This is a genomic window from Arthrobacter sp. 2MCAF15, from assembly GCF_052115605.1.
In the GTDB taxonomy this organism is placed as follows: Bacteria; Actinomycetota; Actinomycetes; order Actinomycetales; family Micrococcaceae; genus Arthrobacter.
This window is the reverse complement of the sequence record NZ_JBFRGZ010000003.1, coordinates 228533-243312: the sequence shown is the minus strand read 5'-3', so window position 1 is coordinate 243312 and position 14780 is coordinate 228533. Positions and strand designations below refer to the sequence as shown.

Here is a 14780-nt window from a genome sequence, read left to right as displayed (position 1 = left end):
ATCAAGTGACGGCCGCGTGAGCGCCGCCGGGCCGGGTGCGGCGCCGGATGTCGAACCGGGTGCAGCGCCGGATGTCGAACCCGGTATCGAGCTGAGTATCGAAACGAGAGGCCTGACCAAACGGTTTGGCCAGCAATTGGCGGTCGACGGCGTCGATCTGGCCGTGCCGAAGGGCGCGGTCTTCGGCTTCCTGGGACCGAACGGCTCGGGGAAGACCACCACCATCAGGCTCCTGCTCGGACTGGCCACAGCCACCGGCGGCTCCATGCGTGTCCTGGGCAAAGAGATGCCGAGAAAGCTGGATGACGTGCTTCCGCGGGTCGGGGCGCTCGTCGAGGGGCCGGCGTTCTACCCATTCCTCTCCGGCGCCGCCAACCTGCACCGGATGGACGCCGCGGATCCTTACGGTGCGGGCGCTACCCGGCGCGCCCGGGTCCACTCAGCCCTGGAACGGGTGGGCTTGACCCACGCCGCGGACAAGCTGGTCCGGGCCTACTCGCTGGGCATGAAGCAGCGCCTCGGGATCGCCAACGCCCTGCTGGCCCCGCGGGAGCTCCTGGTGCTCGACGAGCCCACCAACGGACTGGATCCCCAGGGCACCCGGGAGGTGCGGAACCTGGTGCGATCGCTTGCCGCGGACGGCGCCACGGTGTTCGTCTCCAGCCACTTGCTGGCCGAAGTGGAACAGATCTGCACGCATGCGGCCATCATGAGTGCCGGCCGGCTCGTGGCGCAGGGAACCCTGGCGGAACTGCGCGGGGCGGGCCAGGCAAGGATCCGCGTGCTGACGCCGGACCCCGGTACCGCCGTGCAGGTGCTGGCCGGCCTGGGCCTGGCCGCGACGATGACCCCCGACGGCGGCACTGCTGATGCAGGCGGCCCGGACGGCCGCGGCGGCCCGGGACGGGACGCTGTCCTGTTCGCGTCGCTGGTGGGGGCTCCGCCAGCCGGGCCGGACGGCGCAGGGCCGGGCCGGGGCGTGGCACCGGAAGCCGTCGTTGCCGCCCTTGTGGCGGCGGGGGTCCGGGTCCGCGGCTTCGCGACCGAACAGGCCAGCCTCGAGGACCGCTTTGTGGCGTTGACGGGGGAGGGGTTCGACGTTGTCCAGTAGCAGCTCACCTTTGCGCGATCCGTCGGGCGCACCCCCGAGCGGCGCGCCAGCCCGGCCCGGGTCCCAGACCGCCGGGCTGCTGGCGTCCGAGATCGGCGTGCTGTTCCGCCGCCGCAGGACCTGGGCCATGTTGTGTGCGCTGGCGGCCATTCCGGTCCTGATCGCAGTGGCCGTGCGTGTCTCCTCGGCCGTGCCGCCGGGCCGCGGTCCTGCCTTCCTGGACCGGATCGCCCAAAATGGCCTGTTCGTCGGCGTCACCGCCATGGTGGTCTCCGTTCCACTGTTCCTGCCGCTCACCGTCGGCGTGGTGGCCGGAGACACGATCGCCGGCGAGGCCGGGCAGGGAACCCTGCGGTACCTGCTCGTGGCTCCGGCCGGGCGGATCCGGCTGTTGATCGTCAAATATGCCGGCGCGGCCCTGTTCGTCGTCGTGGCGCCGCTCGTGGTGGCCCTGACGGGGGCGGGAATCGGCGCCGCGCTTTTCCCCGTGGGGCCGGTGACCCTGCTTTCCGGTGACACTATCGGCACCGGCGAGGCCATGATCCGGCTCCTGCTGATCGCCGCCTATCTGGCTGTATCGCTGCTCGGGTTGTCGGCGATCGGCCTGTTCATCTCCACCCTGACCGACGTTCCGGTGGGGGCCATGGCGGCCACCGTAGTGCTCTCGGTCGTCGCGCAGGTCCTGGACGCGCTGCCGCAGCTGGAGTGGCTGCATCCGTGGCTGTTCAGCCATTACTGGCTGGACTTTGGCGATCTCCTCCGGCAGCCCGTTTCCTGGGACTCCTTTGCCGTCAACGCCCTCCTGCAGGGCGGCTATGTCGCCGTGTTCGGGGCGCTGGCCTACGGCAGGTTCATCACCAAGGACGTGCTCTCCTAGTCTCGGAAGAGAACGGCCAGGGGCCGAGCTTTAGGAACGGCGCGCCGGGGACGGGGCTCAGTAGCGGGCCACGTAGCCGTAGAGCTGCATCCCTGACATGGCGGCAACATCGGTCACGGTAATGCCGGCGTCGGGATTGAGGGCCTGGACCACGCGGCCGCCGCCCAGGTAGATGGCCACATGATAGAAGCCCGGTGCCGAACCCCAGACCAGCAGGTCGCCGGGGCGCGCCTGCGAGAGCGGGACGTGGACGGGGGCCTGGGCAAACTGCTGGGATGCGGTGCGGGGCAGGTACTTGCCGGCGGCGGCAAACGCGTTCTGCACCAGGCCTGAGCAGTCAAAGCCATAGGCACCGGTTCCGCCGTACTGGTAGAAGAACGGCGATCCGGTCTTGCCGAGTGCAACTGAAATGGCGGTCTGGTTTGACCCGCCCGAAATCGGCACGGGAACGGGAACCGGCGCAGGGACTGGAATAGGCGCAGGAACCGGAACCTGAATCGGCGCAGGCGCAGGCGCAGGCGCAGGAACCGGAACCTGAATCGGCGCAGGAGCAGGAGCAGGAGCAGGAGCCGGAGCGGGCACGGGATCCGGCGCGGCGACGGGTGCCGGTTCGGGAGCGGGTGCCGGGGCTGCCGGCTGCGGCGCGGCCGAATCGTCACGCCCCGGTGATGCAGGAGCAGGCTCCGGGCCCGTGGCGGGCTGCGGCGCGGCGGCGGCCGCAGCGGTCAGCGCCGCCAGCCGGTCCTGCTGACGTTGACGGTCCAGGGCATCCACGCGGGCCGATTCCAGTGCCGCGGTGGTGTTTTTCAGGGTTGCCAGCTGGTCTACGAGCGCGCTCCGCTGGGCTTTGGCATCAGCCACGGCCTGGCGCTGGGCCGCGGTGGCGCGGTCGGCATCGGTCTTGCGGGCTTCCGCCGTCGTGGCAGCTTCATCGGCGGCGCGGTTGGCGTCCGCCGCTGCTTCGGTCAGCGACTTTGCGGCGGCGGCCGCGGTTTCTGCCGACTGGAAAGCCCGCGCGCGTCCGGCCGTTACGGCTTCGAGGGTCGCGGCGTCTTCGAGCGCATGCCCCGTGCCGCTGACAAAACTGCTCAGGGCAGGATTCAGGCCGCCGTTGCGGTACAGATCGCCGGCCAGCTGGCCCACCTGCTTGCGGGTCTTGGCCTGGTCCGCCTCGGCGGCGGCAGCCCTGGCGGCCGCCACAGCCGCAGCGTCTCGGCGCGTGGCCAGCTCCACGAGGGCCTCGCCATACGCGTTGTTCGCCTGCAGGGACGCGGCGAGGCTGGCTTCCTGGCCGGCGGATGCATCGGCCAGAAGCCCATCGATCCTGGTGACCTCCGCCGCCGTCGCGCTTTCACTGGATTTGGCCGCTGCGATCTCTTCCGGCGAGGGGATCTCCGGCGACGCCGGAACGCGGACTGCGGCCGCCAGCGGCGCGGAAGCAAGCGGTGCGGCCTTTGCCGGGAGCGCGAGCGTTCCAAGAAGGACGACGGCGGTGCAGAGCACAGCAGTCTTGCGACCGGATCCAATCCAGCTCATGGGCAAACCTCGAAGTCTCAGGCTGGAATGAGCGAGGTCGGAATTTGACACATGAAAAGCCCCTCTGCGGATCACCCAGCAGGCATGAGGCTACGTGCCAAAGACCACTTTGGCAACACGAGTCACATTAATAACATAAACAACACTGGTGTCATTTGGCCACGTCCGCGCGGGGTGTGTCTCGCGAGCGGCGCGGGGAAATCTCCGCCGCCGGCGCCCGCAGATGGGCGCCGCCGGTTAGGCGTGCTGGTGGGCCTCGTGTTCCGAGTGGGTGGCCGGCTCGAGCTGGAAGGTGCAGTGCTCGGTGTCGAAATGGGAGCCCAGGCAGGTGGTGAGTTTGTCCAGGACCCGGTCGGCGCCGCGGGCTCCGAGCGCCGCGTCCTCCACCACCACGTGCGCGGAGAACACGGGGACGCCCGAGGTGATGGTCCAGATGTGGATGTCGTGGACGGACACCACGCCGTCCACCGCGAGGATGTGCTCGCGGATCATCTGGACGTCCACGCCCTTGGGCGTGGCCTCGAGGAGCACGTCCACCACGTCGCGCAGCAGGTGCCAGGCCCGGGGCAGGATCATCAGGGCGATGAGGATCGACGCAATGGTGTCGGCCGCCGGGAACCCGGTGACCATGATGACCACCGCGGCCACGATGACGGCAAAGGAGCCCAGCAGATCGCCCAGGACCTCCAGGTAGGCGCCGCGGACGTTCAGGCTTTCCTTCTGGGCGCCGCGCAGGATCAGCAGGGACACCAGGTTGGCGACGGCGCCGAGGACGGCCGCGGCGAGCATGATGTCGGTGTGGACCTCCGGGGTGGAGCCGAGCCGGCGGATGGCTTCGGTGAAAATGACCACGGAGATGACGATCAGGACCAGGGCGTTTGCCAGCGCCGCCAGGACTTCTGCGCGCTGGTAGCCATAGGTGCGCTGGTCGCTGGCTGGCCGGGCAGCGATCCACGCGGCCAGCAGGGCGATGAAGACGCCGGCGGCGTCGGAGAGCATGTGCCCGGCGTCGGCGAGCAGGGCCAGGGATCCCGAGACCACCGCGCCAATCGTCTGCACGAGCACCACGGCCAGCGTGATGGCCAGGACGGCGACCAGACGTTTCCGGTGTTTTGCTGTGCCAGTGCCAGAGGCGGAGATGCCGTGCGAGTGGCTGTGGTCGTGTCCCATGCCTACAAGGCTATCCCCAGCCGAGCTCGTGCAGGCGCGCGTCGCTGATGCCGAAGTGGTGGGCGATCTCGTGCACCACGGTGATGGTGACTTCCTCGATCACGTCCTCGCGGGAGGCGCAGATGTCCAGGATGGGCTGGCGGAAGATGGAGATGCGGTCCGGCAGGGAACCGGCGTCCCACCAGGAATCCCGCTCGGTCAGCGGGACCCCCTCGTAGAGCCCGAGCAGCACGGTGTCCGGATCCTCCCCGGGTTGCGGGGTGTAGTCGTCCTCGATGAAGATCGCGACATTGCTCATGGTCTTCGCCAGCTCCGGCGGGATCCGGTCCAGGGCGTCAGTCACCGCGGCCTCGAAATCGGCGTCGGACATCGGATAGGGTCCGTCGCCATCGCCGCGTCCGTCGCCTTGACCGTCTCTTTGACCGTTGAAGGGCCCGTCGTCGCCATTTGGAACGATCGGCAGGCCAGGCGGGAGCGACGGGGACATAGGGAAACCCTGGCGGGACCGGCGCCGGGTCAGGGCCACGCCCACCAGGCAGATCACGCCGCCCACCAGGCCCCAGATGGTGGGAATCTCGCCCAGCACCAGCCAGGAGATCAGGATGGTGGTGCCCGGGACCAGGTAGGTGGTGGCGGCGAGGCGCCCGGCGTCAATCAGCGAGAGCGCATAGGCCCAGGTGGTAAATGCGATCGCCGTCGGGAAGATGCCCAGATAGACCAGGCCCAGCGTGGCCGGCAGTGGCGCGGCCTGCAGTTCGGCGATCAACTGGCCGCTGAAGGGCAGGCAGCAAAGCGCGCCCACCATGATGCCGAACCAGGTGGCCTGGGCGGCCGGGAACTTGCGGAGCACCGGCTTTTGGACGATCACGCTCACCGCGGCCAGAGCTGCAGCAAGCAGGCACAGCAGCACGCCTGCCACGTCCGCCGTCGACTTCTGGCCGGAACCCAGCGCAATCACGGCGACGCCGCCGAACGCTATCAGGCTGCCGATGATCAGCCAGCGGGGGAACCCCTCTTTAAGGATGATCCCGGCCATCACGGCGACAAGGATGGGGTTGACGTTGATCAGCAGGGCAGCGGTGCCGGCGTCCAGCATGTGCTCCGCCGCGTTGAGGGCCACGTTGTAGCCGCCGAACCACATGACGCCGTAGGCCAGGATGGGCCACCATTCGCGGCCCCGGGGCAGCCCCTTGAGCTTGGGCACCACCAGGAGGCCCAGCGCGACCGCGGCGACCGCCAGCCGGCCGAGGGTCAGCGGGCCGGGGGAGAAGCTCGGGCCCACGGCCCGGATGCCCACGAAGGCGGAAGCCCACAGGACCACAGTGACGACGACGGCGGCGATGCCGAGCCTGCTGATCGTGGCCGGCTGTCGGGGCGGGGTTGGTGCGGGTTGCGGGGCGGGAGCGGGGGCAGCGTGCGGAGACCCTTCGTGGGGGCCTGCGGACGGAGTGGGGCCGGAAGCGGCGGTGGTAGCCATGCTGCCAATCTAGCCCGTGCCGCGCCCTCCCGGCTGGCGGGAATCGGCCACGTCTAGTCGAGATCCTGCCAACATGCCGGATTGCCTCAGCGCAGGAGACGCGCCGCCGCGCGGACGGCGTCCGCGACCTCGGTCAGCGCTGCCGATCCGCGACGCCATTGCTGCCAGTAGAGGGCGACGTCCACCTGCGCGCGGGGCGAGAGCCGCTCAAGCGTGCCGTTCGCAAGGTCTTCGCCGATTTCGATCTCGGGCATCATGCCCCATCCCATGCCCCAGCGGATGGCGTCGCCAAACTCTTGGGAGGCCGGAACGTAGTGCCGCGGCGGCTGAAGGGTTGCGCGGCGGAACCGGCGCAGCCAGCGGTCCTGCAGATCGTCTTTGCGGTCAAAGAGAACGACGGGTGCTGCGGCCAGGGTCGCGGCGGTGACCCCGGCCTGAAACCAGCGGGTGGCGAACTCCGGAGCGCATACCGGCAGATAGCGCATGACTCCCAGCCTGGTGGAGGAGCAGCCGGGCACAGGCTTGGCTGTCTCGGTGATGGCGGCGGCTGCGGCGCCGGCGCGCAGGAGGTCCAGCGAGTGTTCCTGGTCTTCGCGCAGGATCTCCAGCTGGATGTTGCTGCTGGCCGCCGCGAGGCCGGCCAGCGCCCAGGTGTGCAGTGAATCGCTGTTGATCACCAGGGTCAGACGCGTCCCGCCCCGGGGTTCCGCCGGCTGCAGTTCCTCGGCCAGGTCCGCAGAGAGCAATTCCAGCTGCCGGGCGAACCGAACCACGGCCTGGCCGGACTCGGTGAGTCCGGGCGGACGCGCCCGGGTCAGGACGGGCCGGCCGACGGCGGTCTCCAGGGCCCGGATCCGCTGGCTGATGGCCGACGGCGTGACGGACAGGTAGGCGGCTGCGGCGTCGAAGCTTCCGTGCGTGAGGATGGCGGCGAGGGTCCGGGCCTGCTCGGGGGCTATTTCCATCATTAGATCATCTTATGTATGACCAAGAACTTTAACTGGTTTCATCTCGTGCCGGAGCCTACCGTGGAGTGGTGATCCTCCCCCTGTTCTCCGGCCTTTCCGCCGGACTGTCCCTGATCGTGGCCATCGGCGCGCAGAACGCCTTCGTCCTGCGCCAGGGCATCCAGCGCTCGCACGTCGCCATGGTGGTGGCGGTCTGCGCCGTGTCGGACCTCGTGCTGATCCTGCTGGGCGTCGCCGGCATCGGAGTCCTTTTGGACCGGGCGCCCGCCGCGCTGGTCGTGATCAGGTGGGTCGGCGCCGCGTTCCTCCTCGCCTACGGGGCGCTCGCGGCTCGGCGTGCGGTCCGTGGGGAGCACATGGAGCATCCGGGCGACAAGCCGCCAGGAAGCAGGGCGGCGGTGCTGGGCACCTGCCTGGCCTTCACGTGGCTGAACCCGCACGTCTACCTGGACACGGTGCTGCTGCTCGGATCCCTCGCTGCCGCCCAGGGCCCGTCCGGACGCTGGTGGTTCGCCGCCGGGGCCGGCCTGGGCAGCATTGCCTGGTTTGCCGCCCTCGGCGCCGGCGCGCGTTTGCTGACCACCCTGTTCCGGCGCCGGGCGGCCTGGCGCGTGCTCGACGCCGGCATCGCCGTCGTGATGTTCACGCTGGCAGTGCTGCTGCTCGCCTGAGTGCCCGCGTCCGGAACCGGTCCCGGACCATGGGCCGGCAGGCCCTTGTCCGCCCAGCGTGGCGGGTTCACGATGGGCGGTATGGCAATATCCCCAGCTTCGGCCCGCGAACGACGGCGTGCGGCCATCGGTACCGCCGTCTTCGCGGTTGCCCCCGCAACGGCCGCGGGCGTGGTGCCGTGGCTTCTGACCCGCTGGGAAGTGAAGGACCCGGTCCCCGGAGGGGTTCCCGCACAGATCACGGGCGCCCTGCTGATCGGCGCGGGCGCCGCGGTGATTGCGAACTCCTTCGTGCATTTCGCCGTGGAGGGCATCGGGACTCCGGCGCCGTTCGCCCCACCCAGGCAGCTGGTGGTTGGCGGACTCTACCGGTACGTGCGGAATCCGATGTATGTGTCCATTGCCGCGGCCATCGCCGGGCAGGGACTCCTGCTCGGCCAGCCGAAGCTCTTCGTGGCCCTGGGCATCGGCGCCGTCCCGGTGCTGGCCTTCGTCCGGCTGTACGAGGAGCCGGCACTGACCCGGAAGTTCGGTGCGGACTACGAGGAGTACCGCAGTAACGTCCCGCGCTGGCTGCCCCGGCTCACGCCGTGGCGGCCTGAGGATCCGGAACGGGCGCGGGGCTAGGCCGCTATTTGCCTCGTCCGGCCCACTCCAGCAGGCGATCCAGCGGCCAGGTGGTGACTATCCGCTCGGCGGGCACGCCGTTCGAGGCCGCGCGCTCGGCGCCATACTGCAGGAAATCCAACTGGCCCGGTGCGTGGGCGTCACTGTCGATGCTGAAGAGGCAGCCGGCGTCGAGGGCAAGCCGGATCAGCCCGTCCGGCGGATCCTGCCGTTCGGGGCGGGAATTGATTTCGACCGCGACGTCATTCTCGGCACACGCCGCGAACACCTGCGCAGCGTCGAACTCGGACTGCGGCCGGGTGCCCCTCGAGCCCTGCAGCAGCCGGCCTGTGCAGTGGCCGAGGACGTTCATCTGCGGATCCTTGATGGCGCCCAGCATCCGCTCGGTCATGGTGCGCGGATCGGAGCGGAGCTTCGAATGGACACTTGCCACCACGATGTCCAGCCGCTCCAGCATGTCCGGGGACTGGTCCAGGGTGCCGTCCTCCAGGATGTCCACCTCGATCCCGGCCAGGAGCCGGAAGACCCCGCCGTCCGCGTTGATGTCCGCGACAACGTCCAGTTGTTCCAGGAGGCGTTCGGCGCTCAGTCCGTTGGCGATCTTGAGGCTGGGGGAGTGGTCCGTCAGGGCGAGATACTCCCGGCCCAGCGTCCGGGCGGCGTCAGCCATGAGCCCGATCGGGGACCCGCCGTCGGACCAGTCGCTGTGGCTGTGCAGGTCACCGCGGAGGGCGGAGTGCAGTTCCGCGCCGCCGTTCGCGAGGGGCTGCTGCCCGCGTTGCCGCAGGCCCTCAAGGTAGTCGGGCACGCCGCCGTCGACAGCCTGCCTGATGACTTCGAAGGTCCTGTCCCCGATCCCCTTCATGCTTTTCAGCCTGCCGTTGCGGGCCCGGGCCGCGACCTCGTCCGGTTCCAGGGCGCCGATAATCCCGGCCGCCTTCCGGAACGCCTGGATCTTGAACGTGGGGGCCAGTTCCCGTTCCAGCCAGAACGCAATCTCATTGAGGGCATCAACGGCATCCATCCGTACATCTTGCACCCACCGTGCGCCCGCGCGTGGCCCACGCGGGGGCGATTTTGGATAACCGGGGGTCTGCCCTTATAGTTTTATAGTCCCGTTCGGAGGAACCCGAGAGGGCAAAAACGAAAGGCTTCGGCCCTTAATTTTTGCCCTGATGAGTTCAATCGGATGGCGTTCTGGCCCCCATCGTCTAGCGGCCTAGGACACCGCCCTTTCACGGCGGCGGCACGGGTTCGAATCCCGTTGGGGGTACGCAAGGAACTGGTCAAACCGGATCAAAAAGTCTGGTAGGCTAAAGGCCTTGAAAAATTGCGGAAGCGAAACCGCAGACAGCAAGAAACGCAGTACAAGCAGTAACAAGCAAGGCCCTGTAGCGCAGTTGGTTAGCGCGCCGCCCTGTCACGGCGGAGGTCGCGGGTTCAAGTCCCGTCAGGGTCGCTCTGATTGCCGGAAGAAATTCCGGCCTTCAAGGTGACACGTCACCTAGGCTCTGTAGCTCAGTTGGTAGAGCGTTCGACTGAAAATCGAAAGGTCACCGGATCGACGCCGGTCGGAGCCACCACTGGGAAGCATCAGTTCTTTGAGAACTGGTGCTTTTCTTCTTTAACGCCATCGATTGCTCCGTAGGTGCCCTTCTGACGGGTCGAAAGGGCGCTTACGGAGCAGCCGATGGTGAGGCGGGCGGCGAATTCCACGGCGGCCGCCGGTTGGGGGCCGGGCCGCCGGCCGGGCTAGACTCGCACGCTGGGGAAAGAACACCAAGGCCGCCGGCAGCCCGGTCCGGGCGGGCGGCGCAATCTCAACCGAAAAGTGATTCTGCAACGTGACTTCGAAGAAAATTGCCCGCCCTCTCACCGCAGCGGCCCTCCTCGCAGCCTTGGCCCTTGCCGGCTGCTCGGCCCCGCAGGCCGGGAGCGCGCCGTCGTCCGCCGTGGCAACGTCCAGTGCCTCAGCGTCCGCTACGCCGACCCCCAGCAAGACCTCCGGGCCGTTCGGCGGTTTCACCAGTGCCGCGGAGGCGTGCGCCAAGATCTCGGAGCAGGCCACCGGTGCCACGCTCCTTCCGATGTCGGCGGCCCAGGGCAAGACGGCGGAACTGGAACAGTCCAAGGCTGAACTGGCCCAGACCGCCGAGCTCGTACCGGACAGCCTCAAGGCCGATTTCGCCAACCTCAAGGACGTGGCCATTGCCGGCGTCACCGACCAGACTGTCTTCTCCAGCGGCAAGCTCCAGGCTGCAATGGCGCCCGTGACAACCTGGATCGCCACGAACTGCAAGTAGCCCCTCCCGGGGCGTCGGCGCGGATCCGCACCCGCTGCTGACAGGCGGACGCTGATCCTGCTCCCCGCCGCACACCGCCCGTTCCCACGGCCCTCACCTGCGACGGCTGTGGGGACGGGCGCTGCAAGATTCCCCCGCGCGGCCCAAGTCAGGGACTAGGGTTGTGTCAAAGAGAAGGGGGACTGCGTTATGGAATACCAGAATTCTCAACCCGGGGCCGGACCTGCGGCCGAACCCGTGGCCGAACCCGGGCCCGGACCTGCGGCCGAACCCGTGGCCGAACCCGTGGCCGAACCCGTGGCCGAGCTGCCGGCTGCAGCGGGTGTCCACGTTGCCCGCGCCGAGGCCGAACCCGCGCCCGGGCTGCCCGTTCCGGTGGGCACCGGGCGCACCGTCATTTCAGAAGCCGCCGTCGCCAAGGTCGCGGGCATTGCCGCCCGCTCGGTACCGGGCGTCTACTCGCTCGGATCGGGACCCTCGCGTGCCCTTGGCGCCATCCGCGACGCCGTCGGCAGCGCCGACCACGCAGCGGGCGTCCGCGTGGAAATCGGCGAAACCCAGGTGGCCGTGGACATCGACCTCGTCGCGGTGTACGGCACCCCCCTGCATTCCCTCGCCAACCAGATCCGCGCCGCCGTCTACTCCGCCGTGGAGGAACTGGTGGGGCTGGAGGTGATCGAGGTAAATATCGAGATCAATGACGTTTATGTGCCCGGCCCGGCCAAACCGGCCGCGCCCGCCGAGGTCCGGCCAGTCAGGGAGGCCATCCAATGAGTCTGACGGTAGTGGGAATCGCCATCGGGGCCTTCGTGGCTTTCATGTCCTTCCAGTTCGGTGTGTGGGGATTCCTCGGCGCCCTGTTCTTCATGGGCATCGGCGCGCTCTTTGGCCGGGCGGCCGAGGGGAAGCTGGACCTGCGCAGCGTGCTCGACGCCCTCACGGGCCGGCGTTCCTCTTCATGAGCATCACGGCTGGGACGCCGACCCGCGGCGCCGCGTTGGCCGGGCACAACCGCATCAGCACCCAGGCCCTGACCAGCGTGGCGCGGGCGGCAGCGGGTGAGGCCCTGGGTGTACCGGCGCACGACGTGCGCGCCGCGTGGTCCGACGACGACGGGCTGCTCGCCCTGTCCCTGGTCATGCCCGTCGCCGTCCCGCCCCTCACAGTGGTCCTCCGGGATCCGGGCCGTGTCGCGGGCTTCGGCGGTTCCATTTGGGAGCGTGCCGTGGCCGCCAAGGCCGAAATCCTGAGTCGCGTGACCGAGCTGACCGGAGCGCAGCTGAGCCGCGTGGACATCCGCATCAGCGGTGCAGCTCTGCGCGGGGGAGGTCGGGTGCATTGAGCCAGGACACCCAGAACGCCGGCATCGACTCCGGCCCGGACGGCGCCGGCGCGGCGCCGGAGAGCGGACCGTTGGGTTCCGGCGCCGCGGGCATGGACCGGGTGCTGAAACGGGAGATGCACTCCTCGCGGGCCGTCGTCTCCGTGATCGCGGCAGCCCTGGTCATGGCCGTGTGCGCCTATGCGCTGCTCGAGACGGCGGTCCGCGCGATCGGGCAGCCGCCGTGGCTTATCGATCCGCAAACGGCAGCCGAACGGGTGGTCGCCCTCCCGGAGGGCGTCCCGCCGCTTTTGCTCTTCGTCACCGGCGCCGTGATCGCCATGGTGGGATTGTTTTTCTTCCTCAACGCAGTGCTGCCGGGCCGGAAGGCACGGCACCTGCTCCCGGACCGCCGGGCCGCCGTCGTGGTGGACGATGAGGTGATCGCCGCCGCCCTGGCCCGCCGGGCCCGGCTGGCCGCCAACGTGGCACGGGAACAGGTGATGGTGACCGTGTCGCGGAACCGGGTCATGGTCAGCGTCCGGCCGACCTCCGGTGTGCCGCTGCGCCCGGACGCCGTCCTTGAGGCCGTGCGCCGGGAATTGCAGGAAATGGGGCCATGGCCCATGCCGGAAGTGCGGATCCAGGTATCCACCGCCGGGGTGGTGGGGGCATGAACAACACTCCCCGGGTCCTTAACCGCATCCTGATCGGCATCCTTGGCATCAAGGTTTTCGCCGTTGGCATCCTCCTGATTCTGCTTGTCAGCGTCCCCGCCGTCGCCGCGTGGTGGCACGTTTGGGCGGGCGGCGTCTTGATCTTCTGGTTCGATTTGTTTGAACGGACGCAGTTGCCCCGCAGTCAGGAGAGCTGGCTGTGGATTGCCATCTGCCTGGGGCTGGTGGTGGTGCTTGGCCTGATGGTGGCTTGGGTGGCCCAGCAGGGCAAGGGCCGGACCAGCCTGATCGTGGCCGAGGAGGACCCGGGAGCCGTTCCTGGCAGCGTCGGAATCGGCGGCGGCGTAGCTGAGCAGGCGATCCGTGCGGCCCTCGCGGACCGGTCCGATCTGGCCGGCGTCACGGTGGCCGCCTACGAAATCCGGGGCGAGCCGGCCCTCAAAATTTGGGTGGAGCCACGCCAGGGGGTCGCCCCGCACGCGCTCGCCGCCGAACTCTCGGCCCTGGTGGAGGCGCTCGACGCCGTGATCGGCAAGCGCACCCCGGTCCTGATCCACATCGGATCCGGGGCGAGATCGCGGTTCGGCCGGGCCGAACGGGTCCGCTGAGGCGGGTCCCGACGGGTCCCACGCAATCTCCTTTGCATAAAGGTTTCATGTAAACGCTTGCATTCCTCGCCATCTGTTGATTACTGTGATGGTCGGCACACAGACTACACGGCCGTTTTTCACCGGTACTCAGCGAGGAGCACTCCAGTATGAAAACCCGCAATTTCCTACTTCCCGTCGCCACGGCAGGCATTTTGGCTATTACCCTCTCGGCATGTGGCGGCGGCGGTGGCGGCACTACTGGCGGCAGCGACGCCGCCTCGCAGGGCCTGGACGGACGCGGCCCCATCACCTACGTTCAGGGCAAGGACAACAGCAACGTTGTCCGTCCGCTGATCGACAAGTGGAACGCAGCCCACCCCAATGAGAAGGTCACCTTCAAGGAGCAGACGGACCAGGCCGACCAGCAGCACGACGACCTCGTCCAGCACTTCCAGGCCAAGGACGCCGGCTACGACGTCGCGAGCGTCGACGTCGTCTGGACTGCGGAATTCGCTGCCAAGGGCTGGCTGCAGCCGCTCAAGGACAAGATGGCGCTGGACACCTCGGCCATGCTGAAGCCGACCGTTGACGCCGCCTCCTACAAGGGCACGCTGTACGCGGCACCGGAATCCTCCGACGGCGGCATCCTGTACTACCGCAAGGACCTGGTCCCCACGCCCCCGAAGACCTGGGACGAGATGGTCAGCATGTGCTCGGTGGCCAAGACCAACAACATTGGCTGCTACTCCGGCCAGTTCAAGAAGTACGAGGGACTGACCGTCAACGCCTCCGAGGCGATCAACTCCGCCGGCGGGTCCGTGCTGGACAAGGACGGCAAGCCGAGCCTGAACACCCCCGAGGCCAAGGCGGGTCTGGAAAACCTGACCAAGGCCTACGCCGACGGAGACATTCCGAAGGAAGCCATCACGTTCCAGGAAGAGGAAAGCCGCCAGGCATTCCAGGACGGCAAACTGCTGTTCCTGCGCAACTGGCCCTACGTCTACAACCTGGCCACCACTGAAGGCTCCTCCAAGGTCAAGGACGTCCTGGGCATGACCGCCCTCCCGGGCAAGGCCGGCCCGGGCGCCTCGTCCCTCGGCGGCCACAGCGCCGCGGTCAGCGTCTACTCGAAGAACAAGGCCACGGCCCTGGACTTCCTGAAGTTCCTCACCACGGAAGAGACCCAGAAGTTCTTCGCCACGCAGGGTTCTCTCGCTCCGGTGCTCGGCAAGCTCTACGACGACAAGGAACTCGTCGCCAAGCTGCCGTACCTGCCGGTCCTGAAGACCTCCATCGAGAACGCCGTGCCGCGTCCGGTTACCCCGTTCTACCCGGCCGTTACCAAGGCCATCCAGGAAAACGCGTACTCGGCCATCAAGGGTGAGAAGACCGTCGACGCTGCCCTGTCCGACATGCAGAAGTCCATCGAGTCCGCTAGCGCGGGACAGTAGG

General features: G+C 68.5%; 16 protein-coding genes, 3 tRNA genes and 1 pseudogene. 14 read left to right on the top strand and 6 right to left on the bottom strand.

Annotation, left to right across the window (positions count from 1 at the left end; all coding sequences use genetic code 11):
* The first annotated feature begins 91 nt into the window (after positions 1 to 91).
* Positions 92 to 1111: an ABC transporter ATP-binding protein gene (locus AB4089_RS04785; protein WP_441408367.1), complete on the top strand. Its 1020-nt coding sequence runs from the start codon at positions 92 to 94 to the stop codon at positions 1109 to 1111.
* A 76-nt stretch (positions 1112 to 1187) separates the two neighbouring features.
* Positions 1188 to 1988: an ABC transporter permease gene (locus tag AB4089_RS04780; RefSeq protein WP_441408366.1), complete on the top strand. Its 801-nt coding sequence runs from the start codon at positions 1188 to 1190 to the stop codon at positions 1986 to 1988.
* 57 nt (positions 1989 to 2045) lie between these two features.
* Here the strand turns inward: AB4089_RS04780 and AB4089_RS04775 are convergent, their stop codons facing one another.
* From AB4089_RS04775 to AB4089_RS04755, 5 genes and pseudogenes are all read right to left on the bottom strand, one after another.
* A complete protein-coding gene (locus tag AB4089_RS04775; RefSeq protein ID WP_441408144.1) occupies positions 2046 to 3524 on the bottom strand; it encodes a C40 family peptidase in 1479 nt (492 codons plus the stop codon).
* Between the two features lie 237 nt (positions 3525 to 3761).
* The gene (locus AB4089_RS04770) at positions 3762 to 4694 is read right to left on the bottom strand and encodes a cation diffusion facilitator family transporter (RefSeq protein WP_441408143.1); all 933 of its coding nucleotides are present in this window, start codon (positions 4692 to 4694) and stop codon (positions 3762 to 3764) included.
* 10 nt (positions 4695 to 4704) lie between these two features.
* Positions 4705 to 5181, bottom strand: a complete 477-nt coding sequence (locus tag AB4089_RS04765) for a metallopeptidase family protein (protein ID WP_441408365.1) — start codon at positions 5179 to 5181, stop codon at positions 4705 to 4707.
* Between the two features lie 12 nt (positions 5182 to 5193).
* Positions 5194 to 6171, bottom strand: a pseudogene (locus AB4089_RS04760) (DMT family transporter); the annotation flags it as partial.
* An 86-nt stretch (positions 6172 to 6257) separates the two neighbouring features.
* Entirely contained in the window at positions 6258 to 7139 is an 882-nt protein-coding gene (locus AB4089_RS04755) for an ArgP/LysG family DNA-binding transcriptional regulator (protein WP_441408142.1), read from the bottom strand.
* Between the two features lie 68 nt (positions 7140 to 7207).
* Here AB4089_RS04755 and AB4089_RS04750 point away from each other — a divergent pair, with 68 nt between their 5' ends.
* Positions 7208 to 7810 carry a LysE/ArgO family amino acid transporter gene (locus tag AB4089_RS04750; RefSeq protein ID WP_441408141.1) on the top strand — a complete coding sequence of 201 codons (603 nt, stop codon included), beginning with the start codon at positions 7208 to 7210 and terminating at the stop codon, positions 7808 to 7810.
* A gap of 81 nt (positions 7811 to 7891) precedes the next feature.
* Positions 7892 to 8437, top strand: a complete 546-nt coding sequence (locus tag AB4089_RS04745; protein WP_441408140.1) for a methyltransferase family protein — start codon at positions 7892 to 7894, stop codon at positions 8435 to 8437.
* Positions 8438 to 8441: 4 nt separating this feature from the next.
* Here AB4089_RS04745 and AB4089_RS04740 read toward each other — a convergent pair whose 3' ends face one another.
* Entirely contained in the window at positions 8442 to 9461 is a 1020-nt protein-coding gene (locus tag AB4089_RS04740) for a PHP domain-containing protein (RefSeq protein ID WP_441408139.1), read from the bottom strand.
* A gap of 176 nt (positions 9462 to 9637) precedes the next feature.
* Between AB4089_RS04740 and AB4089_RS04735 the strand changes: the two genes are divergently transcribed.
* From AB4089_RS04735 to AB4089_RS04690, 10 genes are all read left to right on the top strand, one after another.
* Positions 9638 to 9710, top strand: a tRNA-Glu gene (locus AB4089_RS04735).
* 112 nt (positions 9711 to 9822) lie between these two features.
* Positions 9823 to 9896: transfer RNA gene (locus tag AB4089_RS04730), tRNA-Asp, on the top strand.
* 48 nt (positions 9897 to 9944) lie between these two features.
* A tRNA-Phe gene (locus AB4089_RS04725) sits at positions 9945 to 10020 on the top strand.
* A gap of 261 nt (positions 10021 to 10281) precedes the next feature.
* Positions 10282 to 10740 (top strand): hypothetical protein, encoded by a 459-nt coding sequence (locus tag AB4089_RS04720; protein ID WP_441408138.1) that lies wholly within the window; start codon positions 10282 to 10284, stop codon positions 10738 to 10740.
* Between the two features lie 363 nt (positions 10741 to 11103).
* Positions 11104 to 11514 carry an Asp23/Gls24 family envelope stress response protein gene (locus tag AB4089_RS04715; RefSeq protein WP_441408364.1) on the top strand — a complete coding sequence of 137 codons (411 nt, stop codon included), beginning with the start codon at positions 11104 to 11106 and terminating at the stop codon, positions 11512 to 11514.
* Positions 11511 to 11702 carry a hypothetical protein gene (locus AB4089_RS04710; RefSeq protein WP_390201824.1) on the top strand — a complete coding sequence of 64 codons (192 nt, stop codon included), beginning with the start codon at positions 11511 to 11513 and terminating at the stop codon, positions 11700 to 11702. The genes AB4089_RS04715 and AB4089_RS04710 overlap by 4 nt, the downstream gene beginning before the upstream one ends.
* On the top strand, positions 11699 to 12082 hold the full coding sequence (locus AB4089_RS04705) for a hypothetical protein (protein ID WP_441408137.1): 384 nt from the start codon (positions 11699 to 11701) through the stop codon (positions 12080 to 12082). The genes AB4089_RS04710 and AB4089_RS04705 overlap by 4 nt, the downstream gene beginning before the upstream one ends.
* Positions 12079 to 12738, top strand: coding sequence for a DUF6286 domain-containing protein (locus tag AB4089_RS04700; RefSeq protein ID WP_441408136.1), 660 nt, complete (start codon positions 12079 to 12081; stop codon positions 12736 to 12738). The genes AB4089_RS04705 and AB4089_RS04700 overlap by 4 nt, the downstream gene beginning before the upstream one ends.
* Entirely contained in the window at positions 12735 to 13346 is a 612-nt protein-coding gene (locus tag AB4089_RS04695; RefSeq protein WP_441408135.1) for a hypothetical protein, read from the top strand. The genes AB4089_RS04700 and AB4089_RS04695 overlap by 4 nt, the downstream gene beginning before the upstream one ends.
* 149 nt (positions 13347 to 13495) lie before the next feature.
* Positions 13496 to 14779, top strand: coding sequence for an ABC transporter substrate-binding protein (locus tag AB4089_RS04690; protein WP_441408134.1), 1284 nt, complete (start codon positions 13496 to 13498; stop codon positions 14777 to 14779).
* Position 14780: the final 1 nt, after the last annotated feature.

Coding starts and splice junctions, on each gene's coding strand:
- AB4089_RS04775 (WP_441408144.1), bottom strand. CDS start 3,524: ATGAGCTGGATTGGATCCGGTCGCAAGACTGCTGTGCTCTGCACCGCC.
- AB4089_RS04770 (WP_441408143.1), bottom strand. CDS start 4,694: ATGGGACACGACCACAGCCACTCGCACGGCATCTCCGCCTCTGGCACT.
- AB4089_RS04765 (WP_441408365.1), bottom strand. CDS start 5,181: ATGTCCCCGTCGCTCCCGCCTGGCCTGCCGATCGTTCCAAATGGCGAC.
- AB4089_RS04755 (WP_441408142.1), bottom strand. CDS start 7,139: ATGATGGAAATAGCCCCCGAGCAGGCCCGGACCCTCGCCGCCATCCTC.
- AB4089_RS04745 (WP_441408140.1), top strand. CDS start 7,892: ATGGCAATATCCCCAGCTTCGGCCCGCGAACGACGGCGTGCGGCCATC.
- AB4089_RS04740 (WP_441408139.1), bottom strand. CDS start 9,461: ATGGATGCCGTTGATGCCCTCAATGAGATTGCGTTCTGGCTGGAACGG.
- AB4089_RS04710 (WP_390201824.1), top strand. CDS start 11,511: ATGAGTCTGACGGTAGTGGGAATCGCCATCGGGGCCTTCGTGGCTTTC.
- AB4089_RS04705 (WP_441408137.1), top strand. CDS start 11,699: ATGAGCATCACGGCTGGGACGCCGACCCGCGGCGCCGCGTTGGCCGGG.
- AB4089_RS04695 (WP_441408135.1), top strand. CDS start 12,735: ATGAACAACACTCCCCGGGTCCTTAACCGCATCCTGATCGGCATCCTT.
- AB4089_RS04690 (WP_441408134.1), top strand. CDS start 13,496: ATGAAAACCCGCAATTTCCTACTTCCCGTCGCCACGGCAGGCATTTTG.